The following is a 19,767-nucleotide window of genomic DNA, read 5'->3' as shown; positions in this document are numbered from 1 at the left end:
ATCGTTGCGGTTGTGGTTGACATCTACCGGGCCATCGCCGATTCGACGAGACGCACGATTCTCGATGAGCTCTGCGAAAGAGACGACCAGACGCTTTTCGAGATCTGCGCACGACTGACCAACAAACACGGGCTCGGCCTGTCGAGGCAGGCAGTGTCTCAACATCTTGAGGCACTGGAATCCGCCAGACTGGTCAGGTCGAGGAAAGAGGGCCGTTTCAAGTTCCACCAGATCGACCCCAGCCCGTTGGAAGAGATCACCGCTCGCTGGCCACGCAATGCGTCTCGATCTTCGCGCGGGGCGGCAGACGCCAAGAATCGACAATCCACCGAAACAGAGGAACAGTCATGAAGATCAACTGGACATCCATCTTCGTCACCGATCAGCAGAGGGCCTTGGACTTCTACACGGACAAGCTCGGCTTCATCCTCAAGCACGATATCGACATGGGCGGTCCCCGGTGGCTGACCGTGGTCACACCCGAGGAACCGGACGGAGTCGAGATCGTCCTCGAACCCAATTCGCATCCTGCGGTGGTGCCCTTCACCGAGGCGCTCGTGGCCGATGGGATTCCGATGAATCAGTTCGCCGTCGACGATGTCCAGGCCGAATACGAACGGCTGAGCAGCCTCGGCGTCACCTTCACCCAAGAACCCACGACGATGGGCCCGATCACCACGGCCGTGCTCGACGATACGGTCGGCAACCTCATCCAACTCGTCCATCAGTCCGAGGGCTGAGCAGCTGAGAAGGTCGAGCGGCCTGAGGGCGAGTATGCGTCAGCGCCTCATTCGGGTCGCACTCACCCCGGCAGCAGCACGATGACGGTGTGGATCACGAGGCCGACGAGCGCCCCGATGACAGTGCCGTTGATGCGGATGTACTGGAGGTCGCGGCCGACGTAGAGTTCGATGCGCTCGGCCGCTTCCTTCGCGTCCCAGCGCTCGATGGTGTCGGAGATGACGCTGGCGATCTCGGGGCCGAAGCTCTCGGCCAGATCACCGGCCGTGGTGGCGATCCGGTCGTCGATGCGGCGGGAGAAATCCGAGTCCGCCTGCAGCCGTTCGGCGAATTCACCGATGAGCTGCCAGATGCGGGCGCGGACTTCGCCGCTTTCGTCGATGATGGCCTCGCGCAGCAGCTGTTTGAGCGAACCCCAGATCTCGAGGACGGAGTCGACGACTCCCTCCTGACTGAGCAGGTCGTTGAAGATTTCTTCGGCCCGCTGGGACAGAGATGAGTCGGATTCGAGGTCGTCGGAGAGGTCGACGAGCCACGCATCCAGCGCCTGTCGCGCTTTGTGGTATTCGTTGTCGCGGACGTCGGCGATCCAGCCGAGCACCTCGCACTGCAGCCGATTCGCCAATTGTTCGTTGACGAAGTCGGGCACCCAGGAAGGCGCCCGATTATGGACGATCTCGTCGATGACCTGCGGATTGTCACCTAGCCAGGAGTATGCTTCGGCGACGATGAGGTCGACGAGTTTGTGGTGGGCACCGTCGAGCACGATCTGGCGCAGCAGCTGAGCCAGCACCGGGGTCTTCCGAGTGGCTACGAGCCGCGGAATGATGACGTTCCTGGTCAACGCTTTGATGGAGTCATCATCGATGCGCGCGAGCACATATTCGAGTCCTCCTGCGGCACGGTCGACGACGATGTCTCGGTTGGCGGGCTTGGCCAGCCATTTCCCGGCTCGATGGGAGATCGCGGCGGATCGGATCTTCGTCGATACCGCCTCGGCGTGGAGGAAATTCGCGGCAACGAAGGCCGACAGACTCGCACCGAGGGTGTCCTTCTTGCGCGGAATGATCGCGGTGTGCGGGATCGGCAGACCGAGAGGATGGCGGAAGAGCGCGGTGACGGCGAACCAGTCGGCGATCGCGCCGATCATCGCGGCCTCGGAGGCGCGGGAGACGAATCCCCAGACGCCGGTGTTGTCGGTGAAGAGGTGGGTGGAGAGGAAGATGAGGGTCGCGAGGATGAGCAGTGAGAGCGCGAGCGTGCGCATCTTCTTCAGCCCGCGAGCGCGTTCCTGATCCTCCGGCGTCAGCTCGGCAGGCCCGCCAATTCCGCTTCCGTCGCCGAAGCGCGGTACGGATGGTGTCTTCTCGATCGACATCGTTACCCCCTGCTCCACGACTTTAGCGAAACCCGGCGTCTCCACACGCATCCGCCGGCTGGTTCGCACCTGGGAATTCTGCGGAGAAGCCCGCCGTCCCTCACCGTTCCCTCACGAACACAGCCGACACCCCACGTCGTTCCTCTCATAACTCCCCGGTTCACGGACTTCACTCCTGAGCAACGGCAAAGCTGGGATCCACCCGAGCCCATTTCGAACGAACAGCGTCAGATCTGGCAACGCCGCCTCGGCGAGGTGATGGTCACCAGTCAATGCGACTGTGGAACCTGCCCGAGCATCGAAATGCGCCCGCGGAATCGCCTCGCCGATGAGCACTGCGACGACCAGGGCGGCGACGGGGACTGGTCGGATCGTGTGGTTCTCCATGCGGGCACACCTGGGGCGATGCTCCTGCTCTTCATTGATGACGACACCCCCAGCTATCTCGAGCTGGCACCTATCGATGATGACCTGAGCTTCGCGGAGTTCCCCGGCCCTGAGTCGATCTCGTTCTGATCCTTTCCGGTGCCGATGAATTCTCATCAACTCGCCGAGGCGGCCCTGCCCGACCGCGGAACGTTAGGCTTCGTGGATGGAATACTTCGAGAATCGAGAACGTGCGGAATCCTTCGGCGAGGTGGCCCACGACTACGATGCCTTCCGGCCGAAGTACCCTGTTGCGCTCATCTCAGCGATCATGCAAGCGGCCGCAATTGGCACCGACTCCCGAACGGATTCCTCCACCAGCGATCGAACCTCGGATGCCCCGCGCCTCCTCGATGTCGGGTCTGGCACCGGCATTCTCGCGGCCCAGCTCCGGTCAGCAGGCGCTGAGGTCCTCGCCGTCGAACCGGATGACGAGATGGCTGCGGTCGCTCGGTCAAAAGGTCTCGATGTGGACGTTTCGACGTTCGAGGACTGGGACCCGCACGGCCGGACCTTCGATCTCGTCAGCTTCGGTCAGTCCTTCCACTGGGTCGATCCTCTGGTTGCTCTGCCGAAAGTTCGCACGGTGCTCCGCCCCGGTGGAATTCTGGCTCTGGCCTGGAACGATATCGAACCCATCAGTGAGCTGAAGACCCGTCTCGATGCGATCGCCGGTCGCTTTCATGCCGACGGCACAACCGCGAGCCTCGGTTCGCTGGCATGTCGGGGCACCGCAGCGAACCCAGCGGCGGGCGCGAACAGCACGACGGCTGCGACCGTGCGGAAGGCTGAACCCGTCGAACATCCGGCTCTCACGCAACTGCGGGATGCCGGTTTCACCCCGAATGAGGCCACTTTCGTCGAAAACCTCCGCTATTCACGGCATGAGTGGCTGTCGATGGTCTTCACCTACTCGGCTCAGCTGACGATGGATCCGGTGAAGAGAGCGGTCATGCGCGAAGAGATGTCCGCCGAAATCCCCAACGACGGTCTCGATGCGCGGAACGAGGCACTTCTCGTCCTCGCCGGGGTCTGAACATGGGACGCTCAGGTTCAAAAGCTGCGCGCCCAATGCTGGGCAGTGCCCAACCACTGGGCCGACCCCACGCGCCACCAGCCCGGCACGTAGAGTGAGGAGAGTCTGGTCACCGCTGTCCTGCACGGGGACCACGTCCCCTCTGGGACCACCGCGGCCCTCCCGCAGATGCAGCGATCTGACCGAACCGAGACCAACCGCATCCGAGAGTCAGGAGCAGTCGTGCCAGCGACACCCGCCGACGCCACCATCACCGAGATCACGAATCTCATCACCTTTGACACGACGAGCCGGGACACGAACCTCCCGCTCATCGACCACGTCGAAGCCCGCCTCCAGGCCGCCGGCATCGAATCACGCCGGATCCCGAACCCGGAGGGTACGAAGGCGAACCTGCTCGCAACCATTCCCGCAGCCGACGGCACGACCACAGGCGGCATCGTCCTGTCCGGGCACACCGACGTCGTCCCCGTCGACGGCCAGGAATGGTCCTCGAACCCGTTTACCCCAGAGGTCCGCGACGAAAAGTTATATGCCCGCGGAAGCGCCGACATGAAGTCCTTCATCGGCGTCATCCTCTCCCGCCTAGAAGCGCTCAAATCCGCGAAGCTCAGCGAACCCATCCACCTCGCCTTCTCCTATGACGAAGAGATCGGCTGCGTGGGCGCCATCTCCCTCGTCGAGGCCATCACCGAGGAGGGCCTGGCGCCCCGCGGCTGCATCGTCGGCGAGCCCTCGAGCATGCGCGCCATCCGCGGCCACAAATCGATGAACGTCTTCCGCGTCGACTTCCATGGCGTCGCCGCCCACTCCTCGCTTACCCCCGAAGGCGTCAATGCCATCGCCTATGCCTCCGAATTCGTCGCCTTCGTCCACGCGGTCGCAGCCGAATTCCGAACCGAAGGGCCCTTCGACGAGGCCTACGTCGTGCCCTTCACCTCGGTTACGGCGAATACGTTCACCGGCGGCATCGCCGTGAACACCATCCCCGCCGAGGCGACCGTCCAGTTCGAGTTCCGATCTCTCGGTTCCGTGGACCGCGAGGCCCTCATCGAACGCTTCCGCGCCGAGGCTCAGCGTCTCGGTCGTGCGATGGCCGCCGAGAACGAGGCCGCCGGTGTCGACTTCACGATCGAAGCCGAAGCTCCCGGCTGCGAGACTCCGGCCGATGCGGACATCGTCTCGCTCGCCGCAAACTGGGGCGGGGTCGCCACTGATGACAAGGTCACCTACGGCACCGAGGCGGGACTGTTCTCTGAAGCCGGCATCCCGACCGTCGTCTGCGGTCCCGGAGACATCGCCCAGGCTCACGCTCCCGACGAGTTCATCGAACTCGACCAGATCGCCGCCTGCGAATCGTTTATCGACGCCCTCATCGCCGACCTCTCCGAGAACTGAGGAGGCGGGTTCAGGGTCGTACACTGCAGATAGGATCACAGACCCAGGCAAGGAGGAAGCATGGCAACCGAATACTCGGTCGGTGACCGCGTGGGCTGGAACTCCGAGGCCGGGAAGGTCTCCGGTCGTATCACGAAGGTCCACACTGCCGACTTCGACTACAAGGGACATCGTCGCCACACCTCGGCAGAGGACCCGCAGTACGAGATCAAGAGCGACAAGACCGATCACATCGCCGCCCACAAAGGCAGCGCTCTGCATCTCATCGACGACGAATGACGGGACGGGGCTCCGCGAAATCCCCCACCGCGTCGGCCGGCCCTGCCGACGCCGGTCTGCCGCGTCTGCTGACAGTCGGGCATTCGAATCGTGAACTGAACGAGTTCATCGAACTGCTCACGGACACCGGCACCGAGGTGGTCGTCGACGTCCGCAAGCTGCCTGGTTCGACGAAGAACCCATGGTTCAACGCCGACACACTTGAGAGCGACCTCGCCGAAGTGGGGATCGAATTGCGGCGCCTCGAAGGGCTGAGCGGTCGCCGGCCGGTCAGCCGGACGGTGCCCGTCGACGTCAACGCATGGTGGCAGAACCGCAGCTTCCACAACTATGCCGACCACTGCCTCTCAACGGCATTCCGCACCGACCTCGAAACTCTCATCGGCTGGAGTACGGAGGCGCGCTGCGCGATCATGTGCTCGGAGGCCGTGTGGTGGCGGTGTCACCGGAGGATCATCGCCGATCAGCTGCTCGCCCGGGATCTCCCCGTCATGCATATCCTCGGCGAAGGTCACTTCAATCCGGCGAAGCTGAGCGAAGGCGCCCGGATCGAGACGGACGGCACCCTCACCTATCCCGCTGCCAGCTGACCCTGTCCGCGGCCCGCGTCCGCGCCTCCTCCCGAAACGCCCAACCCCATGAAAAACGCCGAGGCGGCACCTGAACTCAGGTGCCGCCTCGGCGGTGGTGTGGTGGGGGTTCCCCGATCCGAAAAGGACAGAGCAGCTCCCCACCACGTCCGAATCATCCGGACGCAGGCCAGAATCAGGCCTTGCCGATGACCTCGAACTTGATCTTCGCGGTGATCTCGTCGCCGACGCGCACAACAGCGTTGTAGCTGCCGGGGGTCTTGACGTGACCGGTCAGAGCAACCTGACGGCGATCGAAGTCGCGTCCGGTCGCGGTCTGGAGGGCCTCGGCCACGAGAGCAGGGGTGACGGCGCCGAAGAGGCGACCGTTCTTGCCGGCTTTCATGTCGATGCGAGCCGTGGTCGACTCGAGTTCGCCCTTGACCTTGATGGCTTCGTCGTGATCGGCGATCTGCTTGGCCCGGCGGGCCTTGCGCAGAGCCTCGATGTGCTTCTCAGCGCCGGCGGACCAGGCAGAAGCCCAGCCACGAGGCAGAAGCAGGTTGCGTGCGTATCCGGCACGAACCTCGACGACGTCGCCGGCGGCACCGAGGCCGTCGACTTCCTGGTTCAGAATCACTTTGCGGTTAGGCATGTCTGTCTCCCTCCGATCAGCGAGCTGAGCTCGAGTAGGGCAGAAGTGCCATCTCGCGGGCGTTCTTGACGGCCTTTGCGATGACGCGCTGTTCCTGCACGGTCACACCGGTGACGCGACGTGCACGGATCTTGCCGCGGTCGGAAATGAACTTACGGAGCGTAGCGGTGTCCTTGTAGTGGATGTTCGCCGCTTCGCCCTTCTTGAGCGGATTAGCCTTCTTCTTGATAGGCTTCCGGATCTCTGGCTTTGCCATGAGTATCTCCTGTTAACGAATGTCTCGAAATGTCTTCAGACGTGGATCAGAACGGTGGTTCATCGGCGCCGGGGTTGCCCCAGCCGCCGTTGCCGCTCTGCGGGTTCGATGATGCCCACGGATCATTGGCGGGTGCGTTGTTGCCGCCCTGGCTGTAACCGCCCTGGCGCTGTCCACCCTGCTGAGGGTTGTTGCCCCAGCCGGAGGACTGCTGGTTGCCGAAGCCGCCCTGCTGGCCGCCTCCGCCGAAGCCGCCGCCTCCGCCGAAGTTTCCTCCGCCGCTGGGGTTGTTCTTCGACACCTGGGCGGTGGCGCGACGCAGGCTGGGGCCGACTTCGTCGACGTCCAGCTCCATGACTGTGCGCTTCTCGCCTTCCTTGGTTTCGAAGGACCGCGACTTCAGTCGGCCCTGAACGATGACCCGCGTACCGCGCTGCAGAGATTCGGCGACGTTCTCTCCCATTTCACGCCATACCGAGCAGCGCAGGAACAGGGTTTCCCCGTCCTTGAACTCGTTGGCCTGACGGTCGAAGATACGCGGCGTCGAGGCCACGGTGAAGTTAGCGACTGCCGCACCGTTAGGTGTGAAGCGCAGTTCGGGATCGCTGGTGAGGTTCCCGACGACCGTGATGACTGTTTCGCCTGCCATTGAATCTCCTTGAAGCGAGGTAGCTTAAGATGCCTTACTTGGCGTCCGGGCGGAGGATCTTCGTGCGCAGAACGGACTCGTTGAGTCCGAGCTGGCGGTCGAGTTCCTTGGTCGTTGCAGGCTCGGCGTGGAAATCAACCACGACGTAGTAGCCTTCAGACTTCTTCTGGATCTCGTACGCGAAGCGACGACGTCCCCAGATGTCCACGTTGTCGACGGTGCCGTTCTCAGCCGGGACAACCTTGATCAGGTTGTTCACGGTGTCAGCCAGCGTCCGCTCTTCGAGGTCGTTATCAAGAATGAGCATGAGCTCGTACTTACGCATATGTCACCCACCTCCTCTGGTCTTTGCGGCCATGGTCGGTCCATGGCAGGAGGGTATATGCATGTCCGTCCCGAATCCGTGATGGTCACGAAATGGGAACAGACCTCACTATTCTAATCGACTTGTGTGCTCACTGTCATGTCCGGATCCGTGCTCTTCCTTACGTCGCCGAGGCGGTCCCGCCGTGGCCGTGACTCCGCGGATGCCGCGCCGGTAGAGGTTCTCACCGGCCATGATGACGACGAGGACGAGGGCCAGGAGCCGCAGCAGGGTGAACAGGGCGACGAAGGTGGAGTCGAGACCCTCATCGACTTTGAAGCCGGACACATCGCCGAGTTGGATGGCGACGGCGAATACCGTCTCGGCCAGCGTCCAGACGATGAGCACCCACCAGCGGCGGATGGACAGCGCGATGAAGGGCAGCAGCCACAGGCTGTCCCAGGGCATGAGGCCCGGTGCCAGGAGCAGGCAGCCGCAGATGAGCAGGCATGCGGACACTGCCGGGTCGAGGCCGGTGCGGCGGACCATGTAGAGGGAGGCGGCGACGGCGAGGACCACTCCGGCGCTGACGATGATCCACAGCGGGGCCCAGACGGAGACGTCGCCGAGTTCGGCCATGAGCAGGATCGACGCGAAGGAGCCGCCGTCGACGGCATCGGAATACCAGTGGATGATCCGGTCGATCGCGCTGAGGTCGACGACGAGCAGCAGAGCCGAGGTGACTGTGGCCGCGGCGAGCATCATCCGAGGATTGCGCGGTTTCAGTCCCCGAGCGGGATTCGGTCCGGCTAGCGACAGGGCGAGGAGCACGAGGAGGGCGAGCGGGTTGATGAACGTCGCGATGCCCAGGAGCATACCGGCCAACCAGCCGCGTGGTCGCAGCGGAGGTGCTCCGAAGAAGCTGACCATCGCCCACACCGCCAGGGCGAGGGCGGTGGGGTCAAGTGTCGAGCCGAGTGTGAAGAGGATGAGCGGGGAGGCGAAGACCGCGACCAGCCACCCTCGGAAGCGAGCGAGGACGAGGAGTCCGGCACCGAGTGCCGCAACGCCTGCGGTATTGAGCAGGAGCACGACGACCATGAACAGCGAGACGTCGTTGGTGAACAGGTGGAACAGGTCGACCAGGCGGGCCTCCAAAGGGGCCAGCGCAGCCGCTCCGCCGTGTGCGCGTCCGAGCACCTCGGGATTGGTGTCTCCGAGGAAGGCTGTGGACAGCGGTCCTGCGCACATCCTCGCCGAGGCGGACGGCTGTTCGTATCCCGAGCTCAGACATGGGCCCTGCAGAGCCAGGGCGAGGAAGGTGGTGACGCCGAGGACCGCGGCGAGGATATACGCCTGCAAGCTGCGGAACCGGCGGCCGGCAGCACCGAGGTGAATGCCGACCGGACCGCCGAGCAGAGGCTCGGCGATCCGGGTGCTGGACTTCGAGGGCATGACTCGAGGTTACCGGTCAGCCGCCCGGGGTTGGGATTACAGGTAGCCCTCCGTCTTCGCTGCTGCCGTTTCCGGTGTCTCCGCCCGGTTTATCGTCGGATCCGCCCGTATCCTTGTCCTTACCGCCGCCAGGAGTGTCTCCATCGTCGTTGTCGTTGTCGGAGCCACCGCTGTCGGCGTCTCCGCCGTCAGCACCGTCGTCCGAGTCCTTCGACGAACCGTTGTCCTCGCGGCCGTCCTCGTCCTTCGAGTCCTTGCCGTCGTCCTTGGAGTCCGAGTCCTTGTTCTTGTCCTCGTCGTCCTTCGGAGTCTCGATCGGAGCCTTCGGCTCTTCCTCTTCGTCCCCGTCGCTGCCGTCGTTGCTGCCCGACGGTGCCTTGGGCTCGGGCTTCGGAGCCGGGGCCGGGTTCGAGTTCTTCGGCTTGGGTTTGTCGGGCAGTTCGCCGCGTGCCGGGAACTGTTCGACCTTCTCACCCTGGAGAGCCGTCTGCATGTAGTCCGTCCAGACCTGGACCGGGAACGAACCACCGGTGACTTCTCCGCGTCCGCCGTAGGCACCGATGGACACGGACTTGCCGTCGACCTCACGGTAGAGCACGACCGAGGTTGCGAGGTTCGGAGTGTAGCCGGAGAACCAGGCAGCCTTGTTCTCGTTCGTCGTACCAGTCTTACCGGCGGCTGGCCGGCCGAGGTTCTGGGCGTAGCTGCCCGATCCGCCGTTGATGACCTGCTGCAGCGCGTAGGAGGTCTCAGCACCGACAGCCTTGTCGAAGACACGCTTGCCCTTGGTCTCGGCCTTGTACACCTCTTCGTCCTCGGCGCCCTTCGTGACCTTCTTGATCGAGTGAGTCTCGTGGTGGACGCCATTGGCTGCGAAGGTCGCGTAGGCCGATGCCATATCAATGGGCTTGACGCTGGGTGTACCGAGCACATTCGAGGGGTTCGGAGTCAGGCCGATCGAGCAGCCTCCGGTATCCCCTGCTTCCATCTCCTTATCGGTGCAGTTCTCGCTCAAGCCCGCACGTTCGGCGACGTCGACGGTTTTGTCCGGCCCGACCTGTACATTGAGTGCCGCGTAAGCGGTGTTGATCGAGGACTGCGTCGCCTTGAGCAGGCTGACGGGCCCGTAACTCGAGCCACCGAAGTTGTTGACCGTCCACGGCGTGCCGTCATTGTTCAGCGTCGTCGGGCTGGCACCCGGATACGAGTCGGTCAGTCGAACGCCGTTCTCCAGACCCGCGACGAGAGCGAAGGGCTTGAATGTCGATCCGGCCTGCACATGGCTCTGTGTGGATGCGTTGAATGCCTGATCGAGGTAGTTCTTGCCGCCGTAGAAGGCTTCGATTCCGCCGTTGTCCGGGTCGATCGAGACAAGTCCGGCCTGCATGCCTTCGGGCTGGTCCTGTGGGAGCGTCTTGATGGCCTGTTCGGCCGCCTTCATCCGATCTTTGTCGAAGGTCGTAACGATGTTGTAGCCGCCGCGGTCAAGCTGAGCCTCGTCGATATCGAGCTTCCGCAGCGCCTCACGGCGGACGAAGTCCCACATGTAGCCCTTCTGGCCCGACAGCGAGGACTCCTTGTTCTGCTTCTTCACTTCGGGCATCTCGACCTTCGCGGCCTGTTCCTCGGTGATGAAGCCTTCGTCGACCATGTTCTTGACTACGTAGTTGAAGCGGTCCTCATATGCCTCGGGATTGTCCGAGGGGTCGGCTGCACCGGGGCGCTGGATCATCGCGGCCAGCAGAGCTGATTCGCTGACGTCGAGTTCCGAGGCTGGCTTGTCGAAGTAGTTCTGAGCGGCCACTTCGACGCCATAGGACCGGCGGCCGAGGTAGATGGTGTTGAGGTAGTTCGCGAGGATCTCGTCCTTCGACTGCTGCTGGTCGATCTTGAGCGAGATGAACATCTCCTTGACCTTGCGATCAAGCGAGTGCTCGTTCGTGAGGTAGAAGTTCTTCACGTACTGCTGGGTGATCGTCGAACCGCCGCCCGCGTACTGGTTCGTGGCCACACCGACGACGGCGCGGGAGAGACCCTTGATCGAGATGCCGCGGTTCTCGTAGAACGAGGTGTCCTCGGCAGCGATTGCGGCCTTCTGCATGGGTTCGGAGATCTCGTCGATCTCCACGGACTTGCGGTCCTCGACCTTGTACTGGCCGATCGGCGTCTTGCCGTCGCTGTAGTAGATCGTCGAGGTCTGACCGGTGGCCTCGAGGTTCGGCTCGGGGATGTCCGTTGCGGCATATCCGATGGCAAATGCCACGCACAGGGCGATGACGAGGCTGAGCCCGCCGACAACGAGTATGCGAATGCTCGGCAGGAAGCGAGTCCATCCGCTCACACCCGCTCTGGGGTAGTTGAGCAGATTCTTCGTATTCCTGCCGATGTTCTTGGCTGTGTGTTGTCCCTTAGCCACCCAAGGTCCTCCAGGTCAGTCAGCCTGCCGCAATGCGTGGCGACGAGGTCCGAAAAAGGTCAAAGACGCCAATCAGTCTCGCACGCATTCATTAGTAGAGGATGAAAAAGTGCTGAGCCTGACGCCCTGCAGACACGCCAGGTTACCGAATAGCCCTCAGAGTAACCCCGCATTCGGCATCTCACCAGGCATTTTAGTTCACCGACGGAGAATCAACTATGGCGAGTGCGTGTTTGCTCACATTCAACTTCCGACCGCAAGTCTCCACCTCGCACCGCCATTCAGCGCCCCGATCAAGCGGGAGCGTGCTTATCGGCCAGTGTACCGACCGAAAAGCGCGCTCCCGCTTCAGCGAGCAGCTGAGCCCTCAGCTCTTGAGATCGAAGTCCGTGTCGGCGTACTCGTTGCCCTCGACGACGGGTTCGCCGCTGAACGGATGCAGCTGGTCTTCGCGGGCCCGCAGCTCGACGCGACGGATCTTTCCGGAGATCGTCTTCGGCAGCTCGGCGAATTCGAGGCGGCGAATGCGCTTGTATGGTGCCAGGTGCTCGCGGCAGTAGGCGAGGATCGACCGCGCGGTCTCGGTATCGGCTTCGAACTTGCTCGAAACGACGACATACGCCTTGGGCACGGCCAGTCGCACCGGGTCCGGCGACGGCACGACGGCTGCCTCGGCGACAGCCTCGTGTTCGATGAGTACGCTTTCGAGCTCGAAAGGGGAGAGCCGGTAATCGCTGGCCTTGAACACATCGTCGGCGCGGCCGACATAGGTGATGTAGCCGTCCTCATCACGGGAGGCCACGTCACCGGTGTGGTAGACGCCGCCTTCGAACGCCTCGGCGGTCTTCTCCGGGTTGCTCCAGTATCCGGTGGTCAGGCCGATGGGACGGGGATCGAGGCGCAGGCAGATCTCTCCCTCGTCGCCTTCCTCACCAGTCGCCGGATCGATGAGCACGACGTCGAACCCGGGCAGAGCCTTGCCCATCGAACCGTATTTGAGCTCCTGATCAGGCGAGTTGCCGATCTGCAGGGTCGACTCGGTCTGACCGAAGCCATCGCGGATGAGCACGCCCCAGTCGCTGTGCACGCGGTCGATGATCTCGGGATTGAGTGGCTCACCGGCACCGAGGGCTTTCGTCGGAGGAGTCTTCAGGTGGTTCAGATCGGCCTGGATGAGCATGCGCCACACGGTCGGCGGGGCACAGAAGCTCGTCACTCCCACTCGGTCCATCGTCTCCATGAGAGCGTTGGCGTCGAAGCGCGAGTAGTTAAAGAGGAAGACGCAGGCTTCGGCGATCCACGGGGTGAAGATATTCGACCAGGCGTGCTTGGCCCACCCGGGCGAGGCGACGTTGAGGTGGACATCGCCGGGTGTCAGACCCATCCAGTACATCGTCGAAAGGTGACCGACCGGGTAGGAGACATGTGTGTGGGCGACCATCTTCGCCTTCGAGGTGGTGCCCGAAGTGAAGTAGAGCAGCATCAGGTCATCAGCGCGCGAACTGCCCTGAGGGTCGAATTCGGTGCTCTCATCATCGGCATCGGAGTAGCTGTAGTCCTGCTGGCGGGTGGGCTCGCCGCCGACGACGATACGGACGACTTCGACGTCGACATCATCGAACTTCGCGGCATCCTCGGCGCCGGCGACGACGAACTCGGCGCGACCGCGCTCAGCACGGTCGGTGAGATCGATGGGGCCCAACTGCGTGGTGGCGGGCATGAGCACCGCACCGAGCTTGATGCCGGCGAGCATCGTCTCCCACAGCTCGACCTGGTTGCCCAGCATGACCATGACATGGTCGCCGCGCTTGATTCCAGCCCGGCGGAGATGATTCGCCACCTGGTTCGACCGCGCGGACAGCTCCGCGAAGCTCCACTTGCCCTCGGAACCGTCCTGTTCGACGATCCACAGTGCCGGCTTGTCGTTGTTCTCGGCGATCTTGTCGAACCAGTCGAGTGCGAAGTTGAAATGATCGAAGCGGGGCCATTCGAACTCCTCGCGGGCGGCTTCGTAGTCGCTGCGGAGCTCGATCAGCTTGTCTCGGGCCGCGCGGAAGTCCTCGGTCACTGTCATTGTGGTCTCCTCACCTATCGCCACCGTCACATTCTGTGACGTCACACACAAATCTAAACGATAACGAAGCTATCAGCAGTGATCAGTCGGCGAGCAGGCGGGGGTCGGTCACTGACCGCGAGCCTCCCACCAGGAACGCAGCTCAGCCTCGGCACGTTCGGGTCCAAGCGGCCCGTGCTCCATCCGCAGTTCGAGGAGATGCTTGTACGCCTTACCCACCAGCGGCGATGGTTCGATATCGAGGATCGCCATGATCTGCCGACCGTCGAGATCCGGACGGATCGAATCGAGTTCCTCCTGTTTCGCCAGGGCCTCGATGCGCTCTTCCAGGTCGTCATAGGCGAACGCGAGCCGATCGGCCTTCCGCTTGTTCCGGGTGGTCACGTCCGCACGGGTGAGGATGTGCAGGCGGGAAAGCAGCCGTCCGGCGTCCGTGACGTAGCGGCGCACCGCCGAGTCAGTCCAGCCAGCATCGCCGTATCCGTAGAAGCGCAGATGCAGTTCGACGAGGCGGCCGACCGCTTTCGTCGTGTCCTTGTCGAAGCGCAGCGTCTTCATCCGCTTGGCCGTGAGCTTCGCCCCCACCGCATCGTGATGATAGAAGGTCACGGCACCGCCGGGCTGGAAGCGGCGAGTGGCGGGTTTGCCGACATCATGCATGAGCGCTGCGAAGCGGACGGTGAAGTCCGGAACGCGCAGGCGCTGCGGATCGTCGTCGGCCATCCCGGCTTTCTCCTGAGCAGCGGCGTACCGGTTCTCGAGCTCGACAGCCTGGCGCAGCACGGTCAGCGAATGCTGGTAGACGTCCTTGTGCCGATGATGCTCATCCGTCTCGAGCTGCAGTCCGGACACCTCGGGCAGGACATGATCGGCGACCCCGGTGCGCACCAGCAGGTCGATTCCGGCGACCGGATCGATGCCGGTGATGAGCTTGACGAGTTCGACCTGGACGCGTTCGGCGGAGATGATCTCGATCCGATCGGCCATCGCCGTCATCGCCTCTTCCACCTCGGTCACTGGGTCGAGCCCGAGCTGGGAGGTGAATCGGGCCGCGCGCATCATCCGCAGCGGATCGTCGGAGAACGAGTCCGCGGCCGCCCCGGGGGTGCGGATGCGACCGGCGATGAGGTCGTCGAATCCCTGGTGGGGGTCGACGAAGGTCTTCGAGGGCAGGCGGATCGCCATCGCCCCGATCGTGAAATCGCGGCGGACCAGGTCGGCGTCGAGATCTGTGCCGAAGGCGACCACCGGTTTGCGCGAGTCTTCTTCATAGGCTTCGGCGCGGTAGGTCGTGATCTCGATCTGCACACCGGACTTCACGGCCCCGATGGTGCCGAATTCGCGTCCGATGTCCCAGTGCGTGTCGACCCAGTCGGCGATCAGTCGGAGAATGTCGTCCGGGCGGGCATCGGTGGTGAAGTCGAGGTCGGGCATGGGGCGGCCGAGCAGCGCGTCACGCACGGATCCCCCGACGAGGGCGAGTTCGAAACCGGCTGAGGAGAACCTCTGACCCAGCGGGCCGAGGATGTGCTCGAGTTCGTCGAGCTTGTCGTGCAGTCGGTTGTGCGCGGTCAGCGGATCCACCGAGCTCCTTCAATTCTGATTTGTCTGCTCTTGCCCACGGGAACCCACCTCCCGCGTCCAGGCGCGAGTTCCGGTCTCCATAAGCCTACCGGGAGCCGATGACACGAAACTTCCAAGCTTCGCCTACTAAGGTAGGAGAATGACCACACCGATGCCCAAGCCGGGACCCCGCACGTCCCGCCGCACCACAGTGGAGGAGATCTCCGCCGGTGGCATCGTCGTCGACTTCTCTCATCCGAAGTTGGCTGTGGCCGTCATCGCGCGCATCAATCGCGCCGGCCGGATCGAATGGTGCCTTCCCAAGGGACATCTCGAAGGAACGGAGACCCCCGCCGAGGCGGCCCGCCGTGAGGTCGAAGAGGAGACCGGGATCGCCGGGCAGATCATCTGTCCGCTGGGAACCGTCGACTACTGGTTCACCGTGACCGGAATCCGAATCCACAAACTCGTCCACCATTTCCTGCTGCGTGCACAGTCGGGGACTCTGACCGTGGATAATGATCCTGACCAAGAAGCGATCGATGCGGCGTGGGTGCCCTTCAACGACCTGCGCTCGCGACTCTCGTTCGCCAATGAGCGCCGAATCGTCGCCGCCGCCCGACCGATGGTGTCCCGACTGGAGCAGTGAAACCCATTCCCATTCGCCGACTGCGATTCCTCACCGCCCTGCTGAGCACGCTCCTGCTGCTCGCAGGGTCGGTTTTCGCATACCCGCTGATGAACGCTGCCCCGGCCGTGGCCAGCACCGATGCGAACAAGAACGAAGTCTCGATCACCCTCGACGAGGTGACTCCGTGGATCGATGACGAAGGCACGCTGACCGTGCGAGGCAAGATCTCGAACGCGACGAAGAAGGCGGTCGAAAAGCCCGACCTGAGTCTGCAGATGTCGACCCGCAAGCTCGATTCCGAATCCCGCCTGACGTCCTGGAAGCAGGGACAAGCGCAGCACCGCACCGTCGCCGACCTCGAACATGATGGAACCGAGGCGAGAAAGAAGGCGAAGAAGGACAAGGGTGCTGATTCCGGTGACTCCTCCGGAAGCACCCTCGACACCTCGTTCGACGACACCATCGATCCCGGTGCCACCGCGGAGTTCACCTTCCGTGTGCCCGCCGACGACCTCGACCTGAGCAAGTCCTCACCTGTGAGTTCCTGGGGCCCGCGGGGCCTGGCGGTTCAGCTCGGCGACGAGACCGGTCTGCGGGCCTCTGCTTTCGGCTTCACCACGTGGTACCCGAACCCGGAATTCGATCAGACGAAGATCAGTATGCTCGCTCCCGTCACCCTGCCCGGCCATTCCGAGGGCGGACTCATCCCTGCCGACCGGCTCGATGCGGCCATCGCCGAAGGCGGTTCGCTCGACACGATCGCAAAGCTGCTGGAACACAAAGAGCTCGCGCTGGCGATCGACCCGCGCATCATCGCCTCCTTCGAAGCCGCGATCGCCGAACCGCCTCCCGCCGATGCACCGGAGGAGACCGACGAACCCGACAAGGGCAAAGGCGACGAGACCAAGTCACCGCCGGTCGGAGCACCCGAGAACCAAGACGCCGATTCCAGCGGCGCCGAGCTCGAAGCCGCAGAGGACCAGCGCAAGCGCCTCGACTCCTGGTATCAGAAGTTCGTGGAGGCGGCGAAGAAGCACACTGTCGTCGCCCTTCCCTATGGCGATCCCGACCTCAGTGCTCTGCGCGGGTCGAAGATCGACCGGCTGTCCACTTTCGCTCAGAAGCAGCGCGAGATCGTCAAAGACATCTTCCCCGATGCCCGCACGGACATCGCTTGGCCGGTGGCCGGAAGTGCGACGAAGAACGGACTGCGTGCTCTGAAGAAGTCCGGCAATTCAACAGCGATCATCAGCGACACTCAGCAGCCGTCGATCACCGGCATCCATGATGATGCGCATTCGCAGACGACGGTCACCGATGACGGGGAGTCGACGATCGACACCCTCGTCTCCGATTCGAAGCTCACGGATATGAGCGCCGAAGCAATCGCCGAGGACAACCCGGCCGGGGCGCTCTCCGAACTCGTCGCGGAGTCTGCGGTGATCCAATCCGAGGCCCCCTACCGCACCCGCAGCCTGTTCGTTCCGCTCCCGCGCGCGGCCGCCACGGCGAACTGGGAACAGACAGTTGAGGAACTGAGCTCGGCACCGTGGATCGCCCCCACCGGGGTCGACGAGATCCTCGACTCCGGCTCCGAGTCGCGCGGACTGCTGCGGACGGATTCCGACGCTCCGCACATCCGGAAGCGGGCCGTGAAATCCCTGGCCGAGACCCGGGCGAACCAAGAGGACTTCAACAGCGTCTTCACCGACCGTGACAGCGCCGATATCCGACTCGACCGCGAACTTCTCACCTGCACCTCGGCGGCGTGGACCCTGGGCAGGAACGCGAACATCTGCGCCGGACAGGCCCGCGAGCAGAGCGAGAAGCTCATGGACAGCCTCCACCTGCGCAAGGGCTCGTCCGTCCTCCTCGTCACCGGCGAGAAGACGACGATTCCCGTCACGATCGTCAATGATTCGCCCGCCGAGGCGACCTTGCGGATCCGGATGAAACCGAACACTCCGCAGCTGCGAGCGCAGGAGACGGAGACCGTACGCGTGCCCGCCGCGGAGACGATGCGCGTGGACGTGCCCGTCGAAGGCCTCGCCAACGCCGATGTGCCGACGACGATCGAGATGGTCACCGCCGACGAGGTGGTCCTGCCCGAGGAGGAATCACTCATGGTTCGAGTCCGCGCCGATTGGGAGAACATCGGCACCGCTGTGATCGGATTGGGCCTGGCAGTCGTATTCGTGATCGGCTTGATCAAGACCATTTCGCGTGGGCGACCGAAGATCCCCGAACAGCAGCTGGCCGATGCGATGGCCCGCGCCGAGACCGACGAGAACGAAAAGAGGTAGAGCGTGTCCAGCTTCTCATCCCTGGCCCGGTCCTCGGCCATCATGACCGCCGGCACCATGACTTCGCGTGTGCTCGGCTTCGTCAAAGCCTCGATGCTGGCCACCGCGATCGGCGTCACCGCGGTACAGGCCGATGCCTTCGACATTGCGAACAAGGTGCCGAACACGCTCTACATGCTGCTGGCAGGCGGTGTGGTCAATGCCGTGCTCGTTCCACAGATCGTGCGTGCCTCCAAACGGGAGGACGGCGGTGAGGACTTCACGAACCGCCTGCTGACCCTGTCGTTCCTCATCCTCGGTCTCGTCACCGTCGTCGCGACCCTGGCGGCACCGCTGCTCGTATGGCTCTACTCCTCGGGATGGAACCACGAACAGCTGGCCCTGGCGACGGCTTTCGCCTATTGGTGTCTGCCGCAGCTGTTCTTCTACGGCCTCTACACGCTGCTCGGCCAAGTGCTCAACGCGAAATCGTCGTTCGGTCCTTATATGTGGGCACCGGTGCTCAACAACGTCGTCGCGATCGCCGGACTCGCTGTCTTCATCCTCATCTTCGGCACGAACAATGCGTCTCCGCACGAGCTCGATACCTGGACCCCGGACAAGATCGCCCTCATCGCTGGGACAGCCACCCTCGGAGTTGCGGCTCAGGCGCTCATCCTCATCTGGCCGCTCAGGCGCATCGGGTTCAAGTACAAGCCGACCTTCGGGTTCCGCGGAGTCGGCCTCGGCTCCGCGGGCAAGGTCGCGTTCTGGACGTTCGCAGCGATGCTCGTCGGTCAGATCGGATTCCTCATCATCTCCCGTGTCGCCTCGGGGGCGTCGATCCCCGGCGACGGGAACGCCGCCAACACGGCATACACGAACGCCTACCTCGTCTTTATGCTCCCGCATTCGCTCATCGCGGTGTCCTTGGCCACGGCTCTATTCACCTCTCTGGCCAAGAATGCGGCCGATGAGGACACCGAGGCGGTCGTCGGAGACTTCTCGATGGGTGTGCGGATGGTCGGCATGATCAACACCTTCGCTCTCGCCGCCCTCGTCGTCCTCGCCTCTCCGGTGGCGATGATCATCGCCGGTCCTGGTCGTGAGCAGGCCATGGCCATCGGTCTGGTCATCATCACAATGGTCTTCGGTCTCATTCCCTTCAGCGCGAACTACCTCGCGCAGCGCGTGTTCTACGCCTACGGGGACGCGAAGACTCCATTCCTCATCCAGCTGCCGCAGATTATCTTCCAGTCTCTGGCGGTGCTCTCGGCATCGATCTTCCCGAAGTCGGTGACCGTGGCGATCATCGGACTGGTCATGAGCCTCGGATACCTCATGGCGATGATCATCTCGTTTGCGGTCCTGAAGAAGCGCCTCGGCGTCATCGACCTGCGTGAGATCCTCACTTCGCATCTGAAGTTCCTCCTGGCGGCGATCATCGCTGGAGGCGCCGGGTTCGGTCTGCTCTACTTCCTCTCGGACTTCTCTTTGGATGGACGCCTGTCGGCGTTCGTCACCACGGCCGTCGTCGGCACCGTGATGCTGCTGTTCTTCATCGGAGCTTGTTATTTGCTCAGAGTCAGAGAGTTGCATTCGATAATTGACGTAGCAGCTGGAAAACTAAGAAAAACAGCCTGAGTCCTTTGAAT

General features: G+C 63.3%; 19 protein-coding genes. 10 read left to right on the top strand and 9 right to left on the bottom strand.

Annotated elements, in window-relative coordinates:
- Positions 1-12: 12 nt before the first annotated feature.
- A complete protein-coding gene (locus BLU88_RS02785) occupies positions 13-351 on the top strand; it encodes an ArsR/SmtB family transcription factor (RefSeq protein WP_197678181.1) in 339 nt (112 codons plus the stop codon).
- Positions 348-740, top strand: a complete 393-nt coding sequence (locus tag BLU88_RS02780; RefSeq protein WP_092009796.1) for a VOC family protein — start codon at positions 348-350, stop codon at positions 738-740. The genes BLU88_RS02785 and BLU88_RS02780 overlap by 4 nt, the downstream gene beginning before the upstream one ends.
- 62 nt (positions 741-802) lie before the next feature.
- On the opposite strand, the gene BLU88_RS02775 is transcribed toward BLU88_RS02780, so the two are convergent.
- On the bottom strand, positions 803-2,119 hold the full coding sequence (locus BLU88_RS02775; protein WP_092009794.1) for a DUF445 domain-containing protein: 1,317 nt from the start codon (positions 2,117-2,119) through the stop codon (positions 803-805).
- Positions 2,120-2,422: 303 nt separating this feature from the next.
- On the opposite strand from BLU88_RS02775, the gene BLU88_RS02770 reads away from it, so the two are divergent.
- The 5 genes from BLU88_RS02770 (at position 2,423) to BLU88_RS02750 (ending at position 5,848) form a co-directional block, all read left to right on the top strand.
- On the top strand, positions 2,423-2,635 hold the full coding sequence (locus tag BLU88_RS02770) for a hypothetical protein (protein ID WP_092009792.1): 213 nt from the start codon (positions 2,423-2,425) through the stop codon (positions 2,633-2,635).
- Positions 2,636-2,711: 76 nt separating this feature from the next.
- Entirely contained in the window at positions 2,712-3,581 is an 870-nt protein-coding gene (locus BLU88_RS02765) for a class I SAM-dependent methyltransferase (protein ID WP_092009790.1), read from the top strand.
- Positions 3,582-3,803: 222 nt separating this feature from the next.
- The gene (gene argE, locus BLU88_RS02760) at positions 3,804-4,979 is read left to right on the top strand and encodes an acetylornithine deacetylase (protein WP_231939550.1); all 1,176 of its coding nucleotides are present in this window, start codon (positions 3,804-3,806) and stop codon (positions 4,977-4,979) included.
- A gap of 60 nt (positions 4,980-5,039) precedes the next feature.
- Positions 5,040-5,258 carry a hypervirulence associated TUDOR domain-containing protein gene (locus tag BLU88_RS02755; protein ID WP_092009786.1) on the top strand — a complete coding sequence of 73 codons (219 nt, stop codon included), beginning with the start codon at positions 5,040-5,042 and terminating at the stop codon, positions 5,256-5,258.
- Positions 5,255-5,848 carry a DUF488 domain-containing protein gene (locus BLU88_RS02750; RefSeq protein ID WP_092009784.1) on the top strand — a complete coding sequence of 198 codons (594 nt, stop codon included), beginning with the start codon at positions 5,255-5,257 and terminating at the stop codon, positions 5,846-5,848. The genes BLU88_RS02755 and BLU88_RS02750 overlap by 4 nt, the downstream gene beginning before the upstream one ends.
- 175 nt (positions 5,849-6,023) lie before the next feature.
- On the opposite strand, the gene rplI is transcribed toward BLU88_RS02750, so the two are convergent.
- The 8 genes from rplI to BLU88_RS02710 all read right to left on the bottom strand — a co-directional run bounded on the left by rplI (position 6,024) and on the right by BLU88_RS02710 (position 15,220).
- Positions 6,024-6,482 (bottom strand): 50S ribosomal protein L9, encoded by a 459-nt coding sequence (gene rplI, locus BLU88_RS02745; RefSeq protein ID WP_092009782.1) that lies wholly within the window; start codon positions 6,480-6,482, stop codon positions 6,024-6,026.
- A gap of 16 nt (positions 6,483-6,498) precedes the next feature.
- A complete protein-coding gene (gene rpsR / locus BLU88_RS02740) occupies positions 6,499-6,738 on the bottom strand; it encodes a 30S ribosomal protein S18 (protein ID WP_025779604.1) in 240 nt (79 codons plus the stop codon).
- Between the two features lie 46 nt (positions 6,739-6,784).
- Complete coding sequence (locus tag BLU88_RS02735) at positions 6,785-7,387, bottom strand: single-stranded DNA-binding protein (protein WP_092009780.1); 603 nt, start codon at positions 7,385-7,387, stop codon at positions 6,785-6,787.
- A 34-nt stretch (positions 7,388-7,421) separates the two neighbouring features.
- Complete coding sequence (gene rpsF, locus BLU88_RS02730; RefSeq protein WP_025779601.1) at positions 7,422-7,712, bottom strand: 30S ribosomal protein S6; 291 nt, start codon at positions 7,710-7,712, stop codon at positions 7,422-7,424.
- Positions 7,713-7,820: 108 nt separating this feature from the next.
- A complete protein-coding gene (locus BLU88_RS02725; RefSeq protein ID WP_092009778.1) occupies positions 7,821-9,146 on the bottom strand; it encodes a hypothetical protein in 1,326 nt (441 codons plus the stop codon).
- A 16-nt stretch (positions 9,147-9,162) separates the two neighbouring features.
- A complete protein-coding gene (locus tag BLU88_RS02720) occupies positions 9,163-11,562 on the bottom strand; it encodes a transglycosylase domain-containing protein (protein ID WP_231939549.1) in 2,400 nt (799 codons plus the stop codon).
- A gap of 367 nt (positions 11,563-11,929) precedes the next feature.
- Positions 11,930-13,636, bottom strand: coding sequence for an AMP-binding protein (locus BLU88_RS02715; protein ID WP_092009776.1), 1,707 nt, complete (start codon positions 13,634-13,636; stop codon positions 11,930-11,932).
- 108 nt (positions 13,637-13,744) lie between these two features.
- Positions 13,745-15,220: a CCA tRNA nucleotidyltransferase gene (locus BLU88_RS02710; RefSeq protein ID WP_092009774.1), complete on the bottom strand. Its 1,476-nt coding sequence runs from the start codon at positions 15,218-15,220 to the stop codon at positions 13,745-13,747.
- A 139-nt stretch (positions 15,221-15,359) separates the two neighbouring features.
- Here BLU88_RS02710 and BLU88_RS02705 point away from each other — a divergent pair, with 139 nt between their 5' ends.
- The 3 genes from BLU88_RS02705 to murJ are packed head-to-tail and all read left to right on the top strand — an operon-like array spanning position 15,360 to position 19,756.
- Positions 15,360-15,848 (top strand): NUDIX domain-containing protein, encoded by a 489-nt coding sequence (locus tag BLU88_RS02705; RefSeq protein ID WP_092009772.1) that lies wholly within the window; start codon positions 15,360-15,362, stop codon positions 15,846-15,848.
- Complete coding sequence (locus tag BLU88_RS02700; RefSeq protein ID WP_231939548.1) at positions 15,845-18,133, top strand: DUF6049 family protein; 2,289 nt, start codon at positions 15,845-15,847, stop codon at positions 18,131-18,133. Before BLU88_RS02705 ends, BLU88_RS02700 begins: the two co-directional genes overlap by 4 nt.
- A gap of 3 nt (positions 18,134-18,136) precedes the next feature.
- Positions 18,137-19,756 (top strand): murein biosynthesis integral membrane protein MurJ, encoded by a 1,620-nt coding sequence (gene murJ, locus BLU88_RS02695; RefSeq protein ID WP_092009770.1) that lies wholly within the window; start codon positions 18,137-18,139, stop codon positions 19,754-19,756.
- The last annotated feature ends 11 nt before the right edge of the window (positions 19,757-19,767 follow it).

The sequence above is a fragment of the Brevibacterium siliguriense genome (assembly GCF_900105315.1).
In the GTDB taxonomy this organism is placed as follows: domain Bacteria; phylum Actinomycetota; class Actinomycetes; order Actinomycetales; family Brevibacteriaceae; genus Brevibacterium; species Brevibacterium siliguriense.
Note: the sequence above shows the minus strand (reverse complement) of the source record. Positions and strands in the feature narration are given on the sequence as shown.